Source organism: Mesorhizobium sp. BE184 (assembly GCF_031457045.1).
Taxonomy (GTDB): Bacteria; Pseudomonadota; Alphaproteobacteria; order Rhizobiales; family Rhizobiaceae; genus Mesorhizobium.
The window spans coordinates 338,460-356,910 of sequence record NZ_JAVDVU010000001.1 but is presented as its reverse complement, the minus strand read 5'-3'; the positions used below and the strand labels follow the sequence as shown (position 1 = coordinate 356,910).

Below are 18,451 nucleotides of genomic sequence, written 5' to 3'. Positions count from 1 at the left end.
CCAAGTGGTCTCAGGCAAACATCGAGGCGGAAGAAATTGTTGCGCCGAGTCGTGCATCGATATAGAACAAATGCGGAACGCGAAGGTGTGACATGAAACAGACGGGCAAGCTCGATTTCTTCGAAATGCCGGCCACCCACGGCAGGCTGGATAGCGTGAAGGCGTTCTACAGTGCCGCCTTCGCCTGGTCCTTCACCGATTACGGGCCGACCTATTCCGGCTTTGACGAAGGATTGGAGGGCGGCTTCCAGGCCGATGCGGCGGAAGCCAGCGACAAGCCGCTGCCGGTCCTCTATTCGGACGATCTGGAAGCCACCCTTGCAGCGGTGGAAGGCGCCGGCGGAAAAATCGCCAAGCCGATCTTCTCGTTTCCAGGCGGCAGGCGGTTCCATTTCCTCGATCCGGCCGGCAATGAATTGGCGGTTTGGGGAGAGTGAGCGATAAATTCCTGTAACAACCTGAAAAACAACTATTTTCAGATTCGTGCATATCGCACTAAGTCGTTGATATCACCGCATATCAGTGATCTTTCCCGCGGCCAAAACCGGGTTGCTGATCTGGTTTGACGAGGTTTACAACCCTCCGTTTTCGAGCTAGGTCCCCTGTGAAATCGACCAGCGTTCTCCTGCACTCCTTCTGAGTGAGCTCGGAAAGGGCATGCCCATTCAAGATTTGCCGAACCGTGCCTGGGCCACCAGTGAGCAGCTTGCTGCCTATGTCCGGCTTCATGCCTTGCAGATGACGCATCTCGGCCGGAGTTCGCATGTAGGCTCCGCGTTCTCCATCGCGGACATCCTGGCGGTGCTCTATGCGGATGTACTCGATGTCTCTTCAGACGACCCGAAACGGCAGAATCGCGACCGTTTCATTCTGAGCAAGGGTCATAGTGGCGCGGCGCTCTATGCGACCTTGGCCGAATGCGGTTTCATGGCCGTCGATTATCTCAAGAACCACTACCAGAATGGTTCGGTTCTCTCCGGGCACATATCTCACAAGGGTGTTCCCGGCGTCGAACTGTCAACCGGTTCGCTCGGACACGGATTGTCCGTAGGGGCGGGCATGGCGCTGTCCGCCAAACTTAAAGGCGAAAAGCACAGGGTTTTCGTGTTGATGAGCGATGGCGAATGCGACGAGGGTTCCGTGTGGGAGGCTCTGCTTCTCGCAAGCCACCGCCGGCTCGACAACCTCGTGGCGGTCATCGACTACAACAAGCTTCAGTCACTCGCCAGCGTCCAGGACACGCTGGCGCTTGAGCCCTTCAACGCCAAGCTTACCGCCTTCGGCTGGACCGTCCACGAAGTCGATGGCCACGATCATTCTTCGCTGCGGGAAGCGTTCAGTCTGGAGAGTAAAGTGGCAGGCAAACCAACCGTTGTCCTGGCCCACACCACGAAGGGCAAGGGTGTGAGCTTCATGGAAAACAAGGTTCTTTGGCATTATCGCACAGCGCAAGGCGAAGAATATGAAAATGCCGTTGCGGAATTGAAGGCGAAGATCCCAGCCTCATGAGAGACAGTTTCGTCAACACGGTCATCGATCTGATGCGGCACGACGACAAGGTCGCGCTGATCACGGCGGATTTGGGCTTCGGCATTTTCAACAAGATCGTCGAAGAGTTTCCCGGCCGGTTCATCAATGTCGGCGTCGCCGAACAGAGCATGATCGGCACGGCCACCGGCATGGGCCTCGAAGGTTGGACAGTGTTCGCCTACTCGATCGGCAATTTCTCCACGCTGCGCTGCCTCGAACAGATTAGAAACGACGCCGCCTATCATGAGGTCAACGTGAACGTGGTCGCCTCGGGCGGCGGGTTCACCTATGGCGCGCTCGGCATGTCGCATCATGCGACTGAAGATTTATCGATCCTGCGTGCGCTTCCCGGTGTTACGGTGGTCGCGCCCTGCGATGCCTACGAGTCAGCTGAAGCGACGCGGGCGTTGGCGGCAAGACCAGGCGTTGGTTACCTGCGCATCGAAAAGGATGTGCCTATCGCGACGAAAGACGCTGGCGCCTTCACCATCGGTAGTGCCAGACGCCTGCGCCAGGGCCGCGACGTTTGTCTTATCGGATCGGGCGGAATCGTTTCAGAGGCCATGAAGGCTGCGGATCGGCTGGCCGATGAGGGCGTCTCATGCTCGGTCGTCAGCATGCATACGCTGAGCCCGCTTGACGAGGCGCTTGTCCTTCAGGTTGCCGGAGAGCACCGCGCGATTGTCACCGTGGAAGAAAACACCATCCACGGCGGCCTCGGTGGCGCGGTGGCGGAAATCCTCGCGGAATCGTCCGCCAGGGTATCGTTCAAACGCGTGGGTCTGCCCGGTGTGTATTCCTCGATCGTCGGGGATCAGGATTATCTTCGACAAAAATACGGCGTCGATTCCGAGGCAATATATGCGGCCACGAAGCTCCTGCTGAGCTAAGACGCCTGCAAACCCACCCGTTCAAGGCACGGATGCTGATTCGACGACCGCAGACGCGTCAGTGCGTGGGGCATCCTTACCCTTGAACTGGCGCGTCAGCCGCGACGCAAATTCCATCATCGGCCTTTCCACGTAACGGAAAGTGAATTGAGAAAAGAGGAGGGTCAGCGGGAGCCCGACAGCGCCTGCCGCCAGCCATATCCATAGGTTCGTCGTGCCCACATAGCTGCCAAAGATATAGAACCAGCACCAAAGCAGGGGGTAATGCCACAAAAACGTTCCGTAGCTGATATCGCCCAGCCAGCGCAGCGCGGGCGAGTTGATGAAGCGATGGAACGGACCCCGGTCGAGTATGGCCCAGACGACAAGGCAGGCGCAGCAGGTCGATACCAGGAAGGTCAGGTCATATTGAAAAATCTGTACTCTAATCAGAATTCCCAATCCAACGATTCCGGCGACCAGAAACGGAAGTGCGCTGGTATTCTTGAAATCGGGGGTATTCGCAATAAATCCCAAAAATATTCCAGGTATGAACATCGGCATGAGCTGCTTGTAGGATGGCCATATTATCCACCATCCCGTCTTCACGATTAATATAGATAAAATAATAAACAGGCATCCGTAGATAAGCGCCTTCAAGAGAGGTCTCGATCCCGCTAAAACGATAAATGGAATAAGGATGTAACCGACAATTTCAATTTTGAGCGTCCACCCTGGTGGATTAAAAGTCGTCAAGAATAGTAATATATTGTCAATCCAAATCGAAAACGTGAAGTTTGCATAATTTTTCCACTGCGTTTCGATTCCCAGGATCGCCCTCAGTGCGTACATTTCAACGAATGCAAATGACACGACTACGATCAGCAGCGGAAATATTCTGAATATCCGCCGGACGAAATACGATAGAATTATAATTCCGTCCCCTCCGCCTTTTGCGTTGCGGATAGACAGGGTCAGGACCATTCCCGAGAGAACGAAGAAAATCGTGACCGCCAGTTCCGAGCCGGTGGAAAGAGCAGCGTGCGCCGACTTGAAGGATGGATATGGCAAATTCGCCATGGATATCCAATGCCACAACGCGACGGTCGCGGCAGCGATTCCGCGTACCGCATCCAGTTCAGGTATCCCGCGCCGCCGGTCAGGTGAAATCATCTTTTCTCAGTACAGATGCCAATTGAAGGGGGAACTATGAACCGAGGCTTTGGGAAAGGTCCGCGACTTCTTCGTCGGTAAGTGTCCAGTTGAGAACGCCGGCGTTTTCGATCATCTGTTCCGGCGACTTAGCCCCAACCACCGCGATGTCGATCAATCCACTATCGAGAACCCAACGAACGGCCACTTCAGCGATCTTTTTCTCACGCTTGCGGGCGACATCTTCCAATCTCGCCAGAATCCGAGCATTGGCTTCCCATTGGCCGGGATCGAATTGCGCCAGTCTATTGCGGCGATCGTTGCTCTCGAACCTGGAGCTTTTGGCGTATTTTCCGGTCAACAGCCCTTGGGCGAGCGGACCATAGGCAACACAGGCAAGACCGGCTTCCCTGGCTGCCTTGAAAGCTGTTTCTGCGCCATCCTGACGAAGCAGGCTGTACGGTCCTTCAAGCGCGGAAATATTGCGGCTACTTGCAGCGCTCACGGTATTCGCATCGAAATTGGATAGACCGAAGTTCAGGATTTTGCCTGATTGCCGCGCGTCTTCAAGAGCAGCGAGCGTGTCGTCAATTGGAGTGGCCTGGTCGGGCCAGTGGACCAGATAGAGTGGAATGGCGTCAATTCGCAGACGCTTAAGGCTGCCTTCCAGCGCCTTCGCCAGGTATGAAGGCGATGAGTCTTTGAACGTTCTTGCCCTTCCCCCTGCCGATTCGTTCTCCCACCTGACGCCGAATTTGGTGATTATGAAGGCATCTTTTCGACGCACGCCCAAGGCGGCCGAGAGTTCTTCTTCGCTCCGACCCAAGCCATAGACATCAGCGGTGTCAAATACGGTCACGCCAACATCAAGCGCCGCCGCTACAGCTCGCCTGACCAGCGAGAGGTCGATAACGCCCCAGTCCGTTCCCCCCAAAGGTTCACAGCCCATAGCGATGCGGCTTATCGGTAAACCGTTCCAGTTGAACGGCTTCATTTCAACGTAGTCTCGCAACGCGCAGGAGAGTTTGGGCAATCAGCTGCAAATCGAGCAGAAAACCTCTCTCCCTTACATATTTGATCCGCAGCTTATTTTTGGCCGCCAGCACCTTCGTCTCAAATTCCCGGTCCGGATCTTCGTCCCCTATAAGCTCATTCAGGTTCGAAAACTGGATGGAAGAAAAATCCGTAATTCCTGGCCTCACCGCCAATATGAGCTTCTCGTCGCCGGTGTATTGCTCGGTATATCTGAGCAGTTCCGGTCTTGGGCCAACGACACTCATGTCGCCGAGCAGCACATTGAAAAGTTGGGGTAATTCATCAAGCTTGAACTTGCGCAAGATTTTCCCAACCGGTGTCACTCGCGGGTCATCCCGACTGGTGGTGCCAGCACCACGATCCGATCCGACATACATCGATCGAAATTTCATAATCTGGAACGGAACGCCCAAGCGACCCGCTCGTGTGCCTCGGTAAAGGATCGGACCAGGGGAAGACAGTTTGACCGCGACCGCAATTGTCAACAGTACGGGCGAGAGCAACACGATCCCAACGACCGCGGCGCTGATATCGAACAGCCGCTTTATTATCTCGTATCCTCTGTTTGGATGAAATTCCGTCACTTCGGCAAGCGCGGTCAAAGCGAGGGCTTTTCGAACCAAACGCCGCCTCGACCATCTTCAAACAGCGGCGCCTTTATGTTTCGTTCGGCAAAGAATTCGTCAACGGCTTTGCGTGAGCCAAAGCACGTCGCGTAATCATCAATGATCACATAGCCACCGGGAGAAACGTTGTCGTAGAAATTCTCCAGAGGCACCTTCGTGGACTCATACCAGTCACCATCCAGCCGCAGTACGGCGATCTGGCCCACGACATCGCGCTTGACCGGGACGGTATCCTGGAACCAGCCTTTGACCAGCGTCACTTCGTCCTTCGGGAACTTAAGAGTATCGAACATAAGCTCGCCCACCTGTTCGATCGTGCCCAGGCAGGCCCCCTTAGGAAGCGGCCTGATGAAATTCCCAACCTTTCCGCCCTCATAATCTTCGGCTGTTGGTTCGGGCAGGCCCTCATACGAATCAAAAAACCATTTCGGACGAACAGTCTTTCCCAGTTCGCGGCTGGTCAGCGCGATCATCGCCGCAGTTCCGCCCTCGGCAACACCACATTCGACCAGACTTCCAGGAATATTGTTCCGTTCCGCTTTCGCAGTCAGTTCGAAAGCATTTTCGAGAGCCTTCTTCCCCCCCATGCTGTACGGCAACAGCTTGCGGGTCAGCGACGTTCTTAGCTTGTCTTCACGGCTGCCCACGACATGCGCTGCCGCATAGCGCAACAGATAGCTCTGGCGCAGGGTCCATTTGTAACCGTTGTAAAGCGCATCATATGTGACGCGGTAGAGGCCGCTTGGCAAAGTTCGCTGCAGGAACGGGATCAAGATCCGGGCAAATCGCCCAACCAGCCCTGGGCGGTATTCAATCCTGTTGACGCCATCCAAAGTATGCTGTTCCGACATTGGTTTGTCCTCCAGGAGGTGGCGCTCGAGGCGCACTGAATCGGCATGAGCTCGAAGAGCTCGTCTCGGTTCGTTATTGGATCAGGCGGTCCCTTAGCAGAAGCTGGATAGCGTTTCCAGCGCTGCCAAGGTGGATCGCCTCGTCGCGGATATCCGCTATCCCGCAAGTGTGTCTTTTTTTTCGACGGCGGCAGAACCGGCGCGGACTCTTTCTTCTATGTGGTCGCAAAACGCCTCATAGACGATATCGGCATCGAAGTCTTTTTGAAACACGGCCCGCGCTCGGGCTCGTATTGGTTCACCCGGCTTCAGGTCAGCCAATCGGGTAAGCGCTTCGGCGATACCGTGGGGGGTCGAGGCGACTGTGTCGATAAAGCCCTGGTCACCGTACTCTTGCTGCATCACGCCATTGATCGTCGTAACGACCGAGAGGCCGCTCATGAGATATTCCCCAAACTTGTTGGGAAAACTGGCTTGGAAATCCGGAGTGTTATCGTAACAGAGTAGTCCATAGTGACTGTTGTCATACAAGAATTGCACCTCATCGCGAGGCACGAAACCAGCATAGATCATGTGCTCGCATGCTTGTTTGACGGAAAGAATTTGGTTTTGCAGATCGCCCCGTCCACAAATGACAACCTGAATCCGGTCGCGGACTTCTTTGGACAGCAGGGTCTGGGCTTGAACCAGTGCGCGTGTCGCCTGCTGATTGGTCAACGACCCCGCCCACGCGAATATTGTCTTGCCGGAATTCGGGTCGAATCCCCTGATCTTCCAAGCCGTCTCGATCTCCTGCCAGCGCGTCTGGTTACGGGAAATCGCCCTGGATGCGAGACGAAAGACCCTATCGTGGTCCGCTTGAGCATCCGTTCGACTACCCTTCGATTGCGCCCATTCGAGGCAACCCTGCGTAATCGCAGTCACGCTGTCGGCATGTGAAAGAGAATGTTTCACATCCCGCTCATAAGGATAAAGCAGCCACTTGGGTGCAAACCCGAACTTCTTCTCCAACCGGTCTGCGATCACGTCCGGCCAAAGATCGCGAACATCGACCATCAGCGGGACGCCGTGCCGATCAGCATAGTCACTTGAGGCCCTCACCAATTCCGGCGTGGGCATACTGGCGACAATTATATCCGGCACCGGCTCCTTGACCGCCGCTTCCCGAAAGCTGCGGCCAATCCGCCAATGATCGTAGAAGCGCATCAGGGAAATGTTGGACGAATAGCCCGGCGAATAGAGCAGAACGACTTTGGAATTTTCCGAGCCGGGTATCGGCACCTCATTTCCTGGAATGCGGTGGTACAGCTTGGTCGGGTGTTCGAACTGGCCCGTCCACCAGACGACTTCATGCCCACGCTCTACGAGGCGGCGCGCCAATTCACCCGAACGGAAAAGATGACTGCCGACTGAATCCGGCAAAAACGGAACGCTTTCGCCATACTTGACGATCCAGATACGCAAATCGATTTCCTATCAGCGAACAGGTGGGTGAGAAACGCCGAGCGCGGCGGATGACTTAATAGGCCACCTTGCCCCAATTGTGACAGCCTAGAGGATCGCAGCCGAACGCGACTGGCGACAGGTTTTGCAGGAATTGCATTCTGATCCCTAGATTCGAACGGCCGGACGGATAGCATCATCTGTCCGGCGAAGCCAGCTTGATCGGGTCGCACCCGTCGAAGGCTGCTGCGGTGCCGGAAACACAGCATCCATCCTTAATCTCGGCCGCTCTTTGTCCACACTATCGGGCGCGAGCCTATCCTTGCCGGTTAACCGCCGCAAAAGGACAGCCCATGGAAAACACGCCCAACCTCTCCCTCCCCTACCTGATGCCGAGCCAGGCGCAGAAGCACGTGACGCACAATGAAGCGCTGGACCTGCTCGACGCGCTGGTGCAGATCGCCGTGCTGGACAAGGATATCGCAACCCCGCCAGCCACCCCCGGCGATGGCGACCGCTATATCGTCGCGGCGACACCGACCGGCGACTGGGTAGGTCAGGCTGGCAACATTGCGGTTTTTCGCGACGGCGGCTGGAGCTTTCTGCAACCCCGTGCCGGCTGGCATTGTTTCCTCGCCGACGAAGTCGCTTTCGTGTGTTGGACAGGCTCGGCCTGGCAGCCGGTTTCCGAGACGATCGACGCCCTGCAGAACCTGACCTTGTTCGGCGTGGGCACGACCGCCGATTCAACCAACCCTTTTTCAGCAAAAATCAACAAGGCCCTGTGGACCGCATTGAGCGCGGCCGAGGGCGGCACGGGCGATCTTCGCTATACGCTCAACAAGGAAGCCTCCGCCAACATCCTGTCGATCCTGCTGCAATCCGGCTTCGGCGGCAGGGCGGAACTCGGCCTCCTCGGCAATGACGACCTGACATTGAAGGTTTCGGCCGATGGATCGACCTGGAATTCGGCCATGGTGGTGGACAGGGCGACTGGCAATGTGCAGGCCTCCGGTCTGGCGGCGACCGTGGATATCCAGACCTTTGCCGCGGGCGGTACCTGGACCAAGCCCGCCAATGCCAAGCTTGTTCAGGTCACCTGCATCGGCGGCGGGGGCGGTGGCGGCGGCGGGCCCAAGGTGGCGGCAGCGACCGCCGCTTCGGGTGGTGGCGGCGGTGGCGGCGGCTCCCGCCTCGAATGCACGTTCAACGCCAGCGCCCTGCCCGCCACTGTCGCGGTGTCCATCGGAGCCGGAGGCGCGGGCGGCGCAGGCGCCACCTCGACCGGCGACGGCGGCAACGGATCGGGGCCTGGTGGCGACACCATCTTCGGCGCCTCGCTGGCCACGGCCTATGTCGCAGCGCGCGGCGGCGGCGCGGGCGGCGGCGGCGGCGCCGGCCGCGCCAGCGGCGGCGGCGGCGGCGCGGGACGCAACCAGGCAGGAGGCAACGCCAATGGCGTAACCGCCGGCGCGGCCGGCATGGGCGGCGGCATGGCCGGCGCCACCGGCGGCAGCAACGGCCTCTACCAGGTGAACGATTTCGGCGGCGGCGGCGGCGCGTCCTCGCATCAGGTGACCGGCGCGGGCGGCGGCGGCGGTGCCGGGCTGGCCGGCCCGGGCGGTGGCGCCGGAGGCGGATTCTCGACGGCCAACACGGCCCTTGCCGGTGCCGGCGTGCTGACGCCATTCACGACGGGAGTCGCCGGCTCCACCGGTATCGGCGGCGCGGCGCCAGGCGGCGCCGGAAGCAATGGCGGCGGCGGTGCATCCTCAACTTCCGGCGACGGCGGCACTGGCGGCAACGGCATTCTGCCCGGTCAGGGCGGTGGGGGCGGCGGCGCTTCGCAAGCGGGCAATGGCGGCGCTGGCGGCGCCGGGGCGTCAGGTCAGGTGACGGTCGTCACCTATTTCTGAACTGGCACCCCGAAGCCATCCAAACGATGCCGAACGATTTCCCGGCCGGCCGCATCAGCCAGCGACGAGACGCAGCGTCTCGCCGCTGCGCTCATAGCGTTCCCCGCTGCGCGGGCAGACCAGCGTTTCGTCGAGGATTTCGCCGGCCTTCGATACCCAGCCGATGCGCCGCGCCGGAACGCCGGCCATCAGGGCAAAGGCAGGCACGGTCCTGGTGACGACCGCGCCAGCGGCGATCAGGCAGTATTCGCCGAGCTCATTGCCGCAGACGATCGTCGCATTGGCGCCGATCGTCGCGCCGCGGCGCACGCGCGTCGGTCGAAACTCATCCTTGCGTTCCACTTCGGCGCGGGGATTGAGCACGTTGGTGAAAACGCAGGATGGGCCGCAGAACACGCCATCCTCAAGCTCGACGCCTTTGTAGAGCGCGACGTTGTTCTGGATCTTGCAATTGTTGCCGACCGTGACATCGGGTCCGATCATGACGTTCTGGCCGATCGAGCAATTCTCGCCGACCCTGGTGCCGGGAAGAATATGCGCGAAATGCCAGACCTTGGTGCCATCGCCCAGCACCGCGCCGTCATCGACATAGGAGCTTTCGTGGACAAATGCTTTCTTGCTCATAGGCGTGCTCCTAGCGTGCCGGTTGCTGCAATTCCAGATTGGCGCGCAGCGCCTTTTCCGCCTTGTCCAGCACCCGCAGCACGGCAAGGCCCTCCTTGCCGTCGGTGCGCGGCGTGTTGCCGGTTTCGATGCATTCGGCGAAATGCCTGCACTCGTCCTTCAAAGGTTCGGATTTCTCGACCGCGATGCGCTCGGCATCGGCTTTTGCCGGATTCGGGACCGCACCGGACCGGTCGATCGTGTGGCGGTAAAGCAGCAGCTTGTCTTCCCAGGCCGGGGCGCTGTCCTCGAACACGGCCATGGCCTTTTCGCCGATGACGACCAGACGCTGCTCCTTGAACGGGTGCATCCAGGAGGCCTGGACATGGCCGCTGCCACCGCCGGGGAAATGCATCTGCACCGTCACCATGTCGGCAATGCCGGGCAGGAAAGAGACGTTGCCCTGTGCGGAAACGCTGGCCGGCTCGGCGCCGTAGAGACCGAGGATCATGGAAATATCGTGCGGCGCGAACGACCACAGGACGTTTTCCTCGTTGCGGAATTTGCCCAGTGACAGCCGGTTCGAATAGACGTAGAGCAGCCTGCCGAGATCGCCGGCTTCCACCATCCGCCGCAGCTTCACGTAGCCGGGGTGGTATTGCAGCAGGTGGCCGACCATCAGCACCCTGCCCGTGCGTTCGGCCAGCGCGCAGAGCGCCTCCGCCTCGGTTACATCCAGTGCCACCGGCTTTTCCACATAGACGTGCTTTCCGGCCTCCATGGCCGCCTTCGCCTGGGCGAAATGCAGGCCGGCCGGCGATGCGATGGACACGGCATCGATTGATGGATCGGCCAGAACGTCCTCGAAGGAAGCGGCGCGCACGCCATATGCTTTGGCCGCCGCCTCGGTAACGGCCGGGACCGGATCGACAAGCGCCGCTAGATGGCCGAGCTCATGGAAATTGCGGGCAAGGTTCTTGCCCCAGTAGCCGTGCCCGACATGCGCAATGGAAACCATGAAACTGCCTTTTTTGATTCCGGGAAACGATGCTGGCGATACCGAACGGTCGTCTGCCTGTCTACCGCAAGAGCGGTGTGATTGGCGAAACGCGAGGGATCAACCCTTTGCCGAAATTTCTTCGTAGAGTGCCAGAAGCTTCTTTTCCTCGGCCTTCCAATTGTATTTCTCGGTTATGGCGCGGCGGCCGTTCTCGCCCATTCGCCTCGCGATCTCAGGATTGTTCACAAAATGATCGATAGCCTCAGCAATCGCTGAAGGGTTCAGCGGATCGACGCACAGGCCGCAGTCATCGCCTTTGACGATGTCGCGCCAAAGCGGGAAATTGGAGGCGATGACCGGCAACCCGGCCGACATGTATTCGAACATCTTTATCGGGCGAGATTCGATATGATTTGGTGTGGCCAGCAGGGTGCAGAGACCCGCCACCGACTGGTCTAGGACCTGACGAATTTCGGCCCGCGACAAGAAACCCAGTTCATTTATTTTCGTCCAGCCGGGGTATTCCTCGACTTCAGATTTCAGGCGCCCCTCAGAAAAGCTGCCAACCAGATTGAGCCTCGCCGGGCTGTTGGACAATTCCATCGCCCGTACAATTTCTTTTATCCCACGAGCAGCCGAAATACCGCCCACATAACAGACCTCGCTTTTCTTCTCGCGCCACGAGGTGGAAGCTTCCAGTTCTCCTTCGAGCGGGTAGTTGTTGATATCCACGGTCCTGATTCCGAAAGCTGCAAACTTTTCCTTGATGACAGGGGTCGCTGCGACCACCGCATCAAGTCTGCGGCAGGCGAAACGCTCAAAAATAGCCGCCGATGTGGAAATTGGCCGCCGGACGATCGGAGGCAGATAAGTCTTCGCCATGATCTGCTGCGGCAGATCCTCATGCGCATCAAAAATTACATGCTTGCTTCGCCGTTTGAGTGACAACGCCGCGGGCAGCAGTTCGGGGTCGTGCAGGTGATAGATGTCCGCATCGAGTTCGACAGCGCGGCGAAGCACCTGGCGCGTTACGCCGGTCATCCTATCGAGTCGCCCTTTTGGCTTGCCGACGTCGAGGATCGAAACGTCTTCCCGCTCCGCGTCGCCAAGTCCATCTGCGACGATCAACGACACCTGATAACCAGCCGAGGCAAGACTACGTGCCTGTTTCAGAAAAATCCGCGTATCGAACCGCTGATGGGCGGATGTGAGGTGAGCGATTTTTGTCATAACGGGCCCATTCAGCGACGGATCGAATTGTCGACATGGAAGCCGTCCGCAAATCCTCCGGCTCTGCTGTTGTTGCTGGCGTGCCTCCGTCTCGGCTCAATCAAGCTGAGCAGCAAGAGAGATACGATCATTCCATGAGTCAGAAAAAGAGTGATAAAATCCGTTGACGAAAACATGGTGACTGCGGGGGCAGTCATAATGGCGGCGACGAGTGGAAGGCCAATCGTTCGGGACTGGGCGTTGATGTATGCGACGACGAGGCCCACGCCGATCGCGTAAAGAAGAGTTCCCCAGATCCCGGCCTGCGCGAAACCGCTGCCGATATAACCGGTGTTTGCGCCCGCCTCTAGAGAGCCCAGAAAAGCCTCTCCTATTACATATGGAGCGGTCACCGCATATGGCTGCGATATCAACCCAAGGGATAGCCTGGAAGAGGACCAAAAAAACCAGGGATTTTCAGAAAAGAACTCGATATAATTATAGTCCAACAAAGATGGAACCATAATAGATCTTCTAACGAGAAAATTTGAATACAGCCCAAATAACCCGTTTGTCGAATTTTCAGATATCATATATACATCGAAAAAAGAAACGCATATCAATCCAATTATTAAAGCCAATATATACGAATAGCTCATACTTTTCTTCAAAGCAAAATAAATGAATACCGCCATCAATGGATAAAAGATCGCTCCCTTGTGCGTGGTGAACCCGAAAACCAAAATGCCGGTCATTGAAAACACAATGGCCGCTGTGTACTTCCGGTAAAACAGAGCTGCGGCTACGGCGAAAGGTATCACCGCTTTCGATATTATCGGGGTCAAATAGTTGAATATAGACGGAAGGTTGGCGGAAACCTCGTCTCTTAAGTTATAGACTTCATTTATGTCTAAATTGAAATTTTTGATTCCGCCGAAAGGCAAGAAAGAAAATAAAAATATCAATATAAATACCGAAGTTAAGTAAAGTAGTTTCTTTGAAGAGATGCTTCCTGCAGTAATTCTCTTCATAGGGAGCGCACTGACCAAGAACACCATCGCTAATGCGACCCAGCCGACCATGGCAAGACCAAATCTCATACCGCCCAATGCATACAATACGAGTGAGGGGATCAGATTAATCGTCATAGTCAGATTGAGTAGATATGACCTTGCATCGAACACCCTCGGGGATATGAAAACGAAAAAAACTATTACAAGAAAAGAGGAATAGAAATTCAAATAGTTCACTTCCCATTCAAATCCAATGTAACTCCAGTATATTACAATATATGTCGAGTAAGAAAAACAAAGAAAAAGAAAATAAATAATATACAATAGGAGTCTATATAAAATAGATTCCTTATTTTGACTAATTCCATAATCTTCTATATCTTTAATCATTTCTCTTTTTGGTTTTATCGGACGATATCAGATACGGTCCGGCTTTACTCAATCACAAGGAAGCCGGAGTGTACTCGAAGCGACCGTCTCCTTTATCGATCAAGCGATAGCCAATTGGTGCCACCGACAGTAGTTGACCCAACGCCATAACTGCCATGAAAAACTCATCTCACCGGAAACCATCTTATCAAAGACGGCCAGCAGGTTCGTTCTGTTTATAAAGGAGATATTGCCACACCCCTCCAGCCAGCCTCTCAGGTTCGGAGCGGCATTCATCAGCCAATCGCGCTCCGGTGTGGCAAATCCGATTTTATCCCTGCGGTCGAGAATTTGATCGGGAACAAGGCCTCGCATGGCCGCTCTGAACACATGTTTCGTCTCGCCCGCGTCCGAAATAAGATATTCTTCCGGCAGCGTCAGCAGCAGTTCCGCCATCGGCAACGTCAAGAAGGGCACTCGGCTCTCAATCGAGAATGCCATAGCGTTTCGGTCGCCGTGGCGAAGCAAATGAGGAAGCCCCCGGGTTTGCAGGCTGTATGCAAGTTGTTCCATCACGCGCCTGCCTTTGGCCCCGGTCTGCAGTGCAGGTCTGGATTCGCGGAATTTCACTCCGTTGTCGCGCAGGAAATCAACGGCCAGCCAGGCGGGCTGGAAATCGCGTCCAAGTCCCTTGCGGCCATAGGCGTAAAGTCCATCGGGAAGAACGGTTCTTCCCAGGTACGCCCACGCCCTTCCATATGATCTGCCAGGCCATTCTCCCCAACTGCGCGCAAACCCATGCAGTGCGCCGAGACGGCCATTCTCGACAAGGCTCAGCATTCGCTGCCCCGGATAGCCGTGATACCCTGCTAAAAGTTCATCGGCGCCCTGTCCGTCCAGGGTCACGGTGATGCCGCAGTCGCGAGCGAGCCGAAAGACGCAATACTGCGCATAGATGCTGGTGCTGCCGAAGGGCTCCCCTTGCGCAGCTATGATGACGTCCAAATCACGCACCAGATCAGCCCCGCTCGCTTTCACCTTATGCGGCGTTGCATTTATCGTATTGTTGACCAGATCGACCCAGTGCTCCTCGGAGACATCGCTGCCTTGCGCAATATAGCTGAAGGTGTGAATGGGCTTGTCCGGCTCGATCTTGCGCATAGCGCAAACCACCGCCGAGGAGTCGATGCCACCCGATAGCGCCGCACCCAAAGGGACGTCGCTGCGCAGATGGAGTTTGATGTTATGCAGAAACTGTTCCCGTACCGCATCCACCGCATCGGCATAGGATAATCGGGACGTCTGTTCGATTGAAGGCTTCCACCACGATACAGGCGCGGCTTCTTGCTTCGAAGACAGGTCGATATCAAGAAACGATCCCGGCAACAGATGTTTCACGCCTTCAATAAACGTGCGTTCCTGACTGTCATAGTCTCCGTGGACGAGGTAGTCGTAGCTCCGCTGCAGATCCGGACGGGGCAACTCCCGCCGCAGGGACCGCATCGCCGACTGTTCCGAGGCAAACAGGAACCCTTCGTCGTTCTGGGCGTAAAAAAACGGCTTGATGCCGAAAGCATCGCGCGCACAAAAGAGCCGTTCGTTCCGGCGGTCGTGAACGACGAAAGCAAACATTCCCTCCAGTTTGGTCAGGCATTCCTTGTGCCAATGGGCCCAGGAGGCCAGAAGAACTTCCGTGTCCGACTCTGAACGGAACACGTGCCCAAGCGCGCGAAGTTCATCCCGCAATTCGCGATAATTGTAGATTTCACCGTTGAAGACGATCGCCAAGGACCCATCGTCGCTGACCATGGGCTGATGGCCGCCGGAACTGAGATCGATTACCGAAAGCCTGGTCTGGCCGATCGCAACCGTATAGTTGGGTTTCGACTGCAGTTCGGTGCCGTGGTCATTGGGGCCACGATGACGCATGCAGCGCAGGGCCGCATCGAGGCGTTGCTCGATATCGTTTGCCGATACCCTCCAGATGCCGCCGGCAATTCCGCACATGACGTTTCCTCAAATTGCCTTGTCTGGAGTCAACGCACCGTGCGTCCGAACGTGCAGAATCACCAGCGCAGTGGCGCAGGCATATCCGACACCGTTGGCCACGGCATAGCCCATGACCGCAACGTAGGCATCTCCTAAATAATATCCGTAAGAGATCGCCAGAACTTTTATCACAAGAAGAATAGCGTGTATGAATAAATTCTTCTTCTGCCCTTCTGAAGCCAGAAGCAGAACAGATATGGAGGAATAAACGACTTGTACGGCAAATCCCAAGACCAATATACTTGAAAAAATGCCCGCCTGCCGCCATGCTTCGCCAAAAATCAGTGAAAATAGTGAAGCGCCAAAGAAAAACACTATCAAAGCAGGCAAGATTAATGTCGCAGAAAGGCCTGCGACGGTAACGGTCACCATTCGATTTATCGTTCCGTCGAGGAGGGCCTGGCGGCTTCTGGCGTAGAGGACCTGGCCGATCGCCTGTCCTAGCAAACCCGCCGGTGCTCCAAGCACGCGATCTGCAATCGAATAAAAACCCGCAACGACCGGCCCGAACATGGCGGCAAGAAGAAGATTCGGAAATTGGGTGCTGACTGTGTCCAGGACCGATGCCGCGACGTCGAATTTGGGGAAGCGATCATAACGGCGAGCAAGAACCCGGACGCGGCGCCGATTTATGGCCCTGCGCAGATCGGCTGACCGGTCGAGACTGCCTCGAGCCAAACGAAACAGGCCGGCCGAGAATCCGAAAAACTGACCTATGATAAGTCCGACGGCGCCTAGCCCTGCCACGCCCCCGGCAATCTGGAGCACAGCGTTCGCCAAGGACTGAAGAATCCGCGTGTGGGCAACCGCCTTGAAATCGTGCTGGCGAACGGCCCACATCCTAAAGACCTTGTATGAACCGGCCCCGAACAGAACAAATGGAAGCAGCCAGAGAACCGACGCCAATTGCGGCACGTTCACAAGTTGACTTAGGTCCCGCCCCCAGAAGAACAGGATGACAGCCGCCAGCACACAGGTGATGCCGTTCAAGATCAATGAAAGAGCGACAAGGAGCCTGCCGTTCCTTCCGGAGCGAGGCAGAGGTATGGCAAATTCATAACGCAGACTGGACGCGACGAGACACGAAGACATCAGCGCGTTGAAGGCAGCAAAAATTCCAACGTCATGAGGCGTGTAGAGCCGGGTGACGAAAGGGGTGGCGGCCAATAGAATGATCTGGCCGACGACATTTGCGGAAGCCAGCGTGAGGATAGACCTCAAGAACACGCTTCGGTACAGGCTTTCCCATCTTGCGACGACCATGCTCAGAAATCCTGCAGCAGTGTTGTCGCTTGATCTACGCGAACCGATCCGATCATCGAAACTCAGTCGCGGCTTCGCGAGAACGAGCCAGATTCAGGCCGAAATGTCTTGCCACGATCGACCACGATCTACGCTCGGATGACGTTCTCATGCGCTTCCCGGAACTTGCCCCTTGTATCCACTATCAGCCTGGAGTGCTCCAGAATTGTGTCGTAAGGCAGGTTCGTGTGGTCGGTGAGCAGGACGACGCAGTCGTAGGACCGCAGCACCTCCGGCGTCGGCTCGACTGACTTCAGTTTGAAATTGTGCTCGCGCATCTTCGGGAACACGGGAACGTTGGGGTCGCAATATTCAACGTGCGCGCCCTGGTCCCGCAGGATTTCCATCACTTCGACCGAAGGCGATTCGCGCATGTCATCGACATCGCGCTTGTAGGCGATGCCCAGCGCCAGGATGCGGCTGCCTTTCAGCGAACGCTCGCGGTCGTTGAGCGCGGCGGTGATCTTGCCGACCACCCATAACGGCATGTCGCGGTTCACCTCGCCGGCGAGCTCGATGAAATGCGTATTGAGGCCGTATTCGCGCGCCTTCCAGGTCAAATAGAACGGGTCGATCGGAATGCAGTGGCCGCCAATGCCGGGGCCGGGATAATAGGGCGTGAAGCCGAACGGCTTGGTCGCGGCCGCGTCCAGCACCTCGAAAATGTCGATGCCCATCTTGTCGGCGATGATCTTCATCTCGTTGACGAGGCCGATGTTCACCGAACGCTGGATGTTTTCCAGCAGCTTGGTCAGTTCCGCCGCGCGGGTGGAGCTGACGGGCACCAGCCGGTCGATCACCTGGCCGTAAAGGCCGAGGGCGACTTCCAGACAGGCGGGCGTATGGCCGCCGCACACTTTCGGGATCGTGCGGGTGGTGAAGTTGGGGTTGCCGGGGTCTTCGCGCTCAGGCGAATAGACCAGGAAGAAATCCTTGCCCGCCTCGAAGCCACGCTTGGCGATGCGGGGCAGAAGCTCTTCCTCGGTGGTGCCGGGATAGGTGGTGCTTTCCAGCGACAGGACCTGCCCCGCTCTGAGATGCGGCAGCAGCGTGTCCACGGTATTGGTGACATAGCTCAGATCCGGCTCGCGGTGCTTGTTCAGCGGCGTCGGAACGCAGAGAATCAGCGCGTCGACATCGGATGCCTGGGCGAAATCGGTGGTGGCGGAGAAACCGTTGGCGTTCGCCTCGGCAATCCGCGCTGCGTCGATGTGCTCGATATAGCTGCGGCCCTGGGCGAGAGCCTCGATCTTCGAGTCGTCGATGTCGAAGCCGACCACCTTATAGCCAACTTCGCTGAAACGCAGGACCAGCGGCAGGCCGACATAACCCAGCCCAACCACGCCAATCACGGCCTCCCTGGCGGCAAACTGGCCGAGGATACGCGTCTTCAAATCGATATCAGCATTCACGCTGCAGCCTCCAGAAGAGTTAGCATTCAATCAACAAGGTGCGGTCTGCTTAAAAGTCGAATATGTCTATCC

General features: G+C 57.0%; 16 protein-coding genes. 4 read left to right on the top strand and 12 right to left on the bottom strand.

The genetic code is table 11. The features are described from left to right. Positions 1-92: 92 nt before the first annotated feature. From J2X35_RS01705 to J2X35_RS01695, 3 genes are all read left to right on the top strand, one after another. Positions 93-437 (top strand): VOC family protein, encoded by a 345-nt coding sequence (locus J2X35_RS01705; protein ID WP_310180522.1) that lies wholly within the window; start codon positions 93-95, stop codon positions 435-437. Positions 438-657: 220 nt separating this feature from the next. Continuing rightward, positions 658-1,509 (top strand): transketolase, encoded by an 852-nt coding sequence (locus J2X35_RS01700; RefSeq protein ID WP_310180521.1) that lies wholly within the window; start codon positions 658-660, stop codon positions 1,507-1,509. Next, positions 1,506-2,420 (top strand): transketolase C-terminal domain-containing protein, encoded by a 915-nt coding sequence (locus J2X35_RS01695; protein WP_310180519.1) that lies wholly within the window; start codon positions 1,506-1,508, stop codon positions 2,418-2,420. The genes J2X35_RS01700 and J2X35_RS01695 overlap by 4 nt, the downstream gene beginning before the upstream one ends. Positions 2,421-2,441: 21 nt before the next feature. Here the strand turns inward: J2X35_RS01695 and J2X35_RS01690 are convergent, their stop codons facing one another. From J2X35_RS01690 to J2X35_RS01670, 5 genes are all read right to left on the bottom strand, one after another. Continuing rightward, positions 2,442-3,572: an acyltransferase gene (locus J2X35_RS01690; protein WP_310180518.1), complete on the bottom strand. Its 1,131-nt coding sequence runs from the start codon at positions 3,570-3,572 to the stop codon at positions 2,442-2,444. A 34-nt stretch (positions 3,573-3,606) separates the two neighbouring features. Beyond that, positions 3,607-4,545: an aldo/keto reductase gene (locus tag J2X35_RS01685; protein ID WP_310180516.1), complete on the bottom strand. Its 939-nt coding sequence runs from the start codon at positions 4,543-4,545 to the stop codon at positions 3,607-3,609. Between the two features lies 1 nt (position 4,546). Then, positions 4,547-5,188: a sugar transferase gene (locus tag J2X35_RS01680; RefSeq protein ID WP_310180515.1), complete on the bottom strand. Its 642-nt coding sequence runs from the start codon at positions 5,186-5,188 to the stop codon at positions 4,547-4,549. After that, complete coding sequence (locus J2X35_RS01675) at positions 5,185-6,063, bottom strand: TylF/MycF/NovP-related O-methyltransferase (protein WP_310180514.1); 879 nt, start codon at positions 6,061-6,063, stop codon at positions 5,185-5,187. Before J2X35_RS01675 ends, J2X35_RS01680 begins: the two co-directional genes overlap by 4 nt. Positions 6,064-6,219: 156 nt before the next feature. Continuing rightward, positions 6,220-7,527: a glycosyltransferase gene (locus tag J2X35_RS01670; protein WP_310180513.1), complete on the bottom strand. Its 1,308-nt coding sequence runs from the start codon at positions 7,525-7,527 to the stop codon at positions 6,220-6,222. Between the two features lie 332 nt (positions 7,528-7,859). Between J2X35_RS01670 and J2X35_RS01665 the strand changes: the two genes are divergently transcribed. Beyond that, on the top strand, positions 7,860-9,422 hold the full coding sequence (locus tag J2X35_RS01665; protein WP_310180512.1) for a DUF2793 domain-containing protein: 1,563 nt from the start codon (positions 7,860-7,862) through the stop codon (positions 9,420-9,422). Between the two features lie 54 nt (positions 9,423-9,476). Here J2X35_RS01665 and J2X35_RS01660 read toward each other — a convergent pair whose 3' ends face one another. From J2X35_RS01660 to J2X35_RS01630, 7 genes are all read right to left on the bottom strand, one after another. After that, positions 9,477-10,046, bottom strand: coding sequence for a DapH/DapD/GlmU-related protein (locus tag J2X35_RS01660; RefSeq protein WP_310180510.1), 570 nt, complete (start codon positions 10,044-10,046; stop codon positions 9,477-9,479). Between the two features lie 10 nt (positions 10,047-10,056). Next, a complete protein-coding gene (locus J2X35_RS01655) occupies positions 10,057-11,043 on the bottom strand; it encodes a Gfo/Idh/MocA family oxidoreductase (protein WP_310180509.1) in 987 nt (328 codons plus the stop codon). Between the two features lie 99 nt (positions 11,044-11,142). After that, the gene (locus J2X35_RS01650) at positions 11,143-12,255 is read right to left on the bottom strand and encodes a glycosyltransferase family 4 protein (protein WP_310180507.1); all 1,113 of its coding nucleotides are present in this window, start codon (positions 12,253-12,255) and stop codon (positions 11,143-11,145) included. A gap of 11 nt (positions 12,256-12,266) precedes the next feature. Then, positions 12,267-13,382, bottom strand: coding sequence for a hypothetical protein (locus J2X35_RS01645; RefSeq protein ID WP_310180505.1), 1,116 nt, complete (start codon positions 13,380-13,382; stop codon positions 12,267-12,269). A 354-nt stretch (positions 13,383-13,736) separates the two neighbouring features. Then, complete coding sequence (gene asnB / locus J2X35_RS01640; RefSeq protein WP_310180503.1) at positions 13,737-15,623, bottom strand: asparagine synthase (glutamine-hydrolyzing); 1,887 nt, start codon at positions 15,621-15,623, stop codon at positions 13,737-13,739. A 9-nt stretch (positions 15,624-15,632) separates the two neighbouring features. After that, the gene (locus J2X35_RS01635) at positions 15,633-16,928 is read right to left on the bottom strand and encodes an oligosaccharide flippase family protein (RefSeq protein WP_310180501.1); all 1,296 of its coding nucleotides are present in this window, start codon (positions 16,926-16,928) and stop codon (positions 15,633-15,635) included. 128 nt (positions 16,929-17,056) lie between these two features. Further along, positions 17,057-18,379, bottom strand: coding sequence for a nucleotide sugar dehydrogenase (locus J2X35_RS01630; protein ID WP_310180499.1), 1,323 nt, complete (start codon positions 18,377-18,379; stop codon positions 17,057-17,059). Positions 18,380-18,451 lie beyond the last annotated feature (72 nt).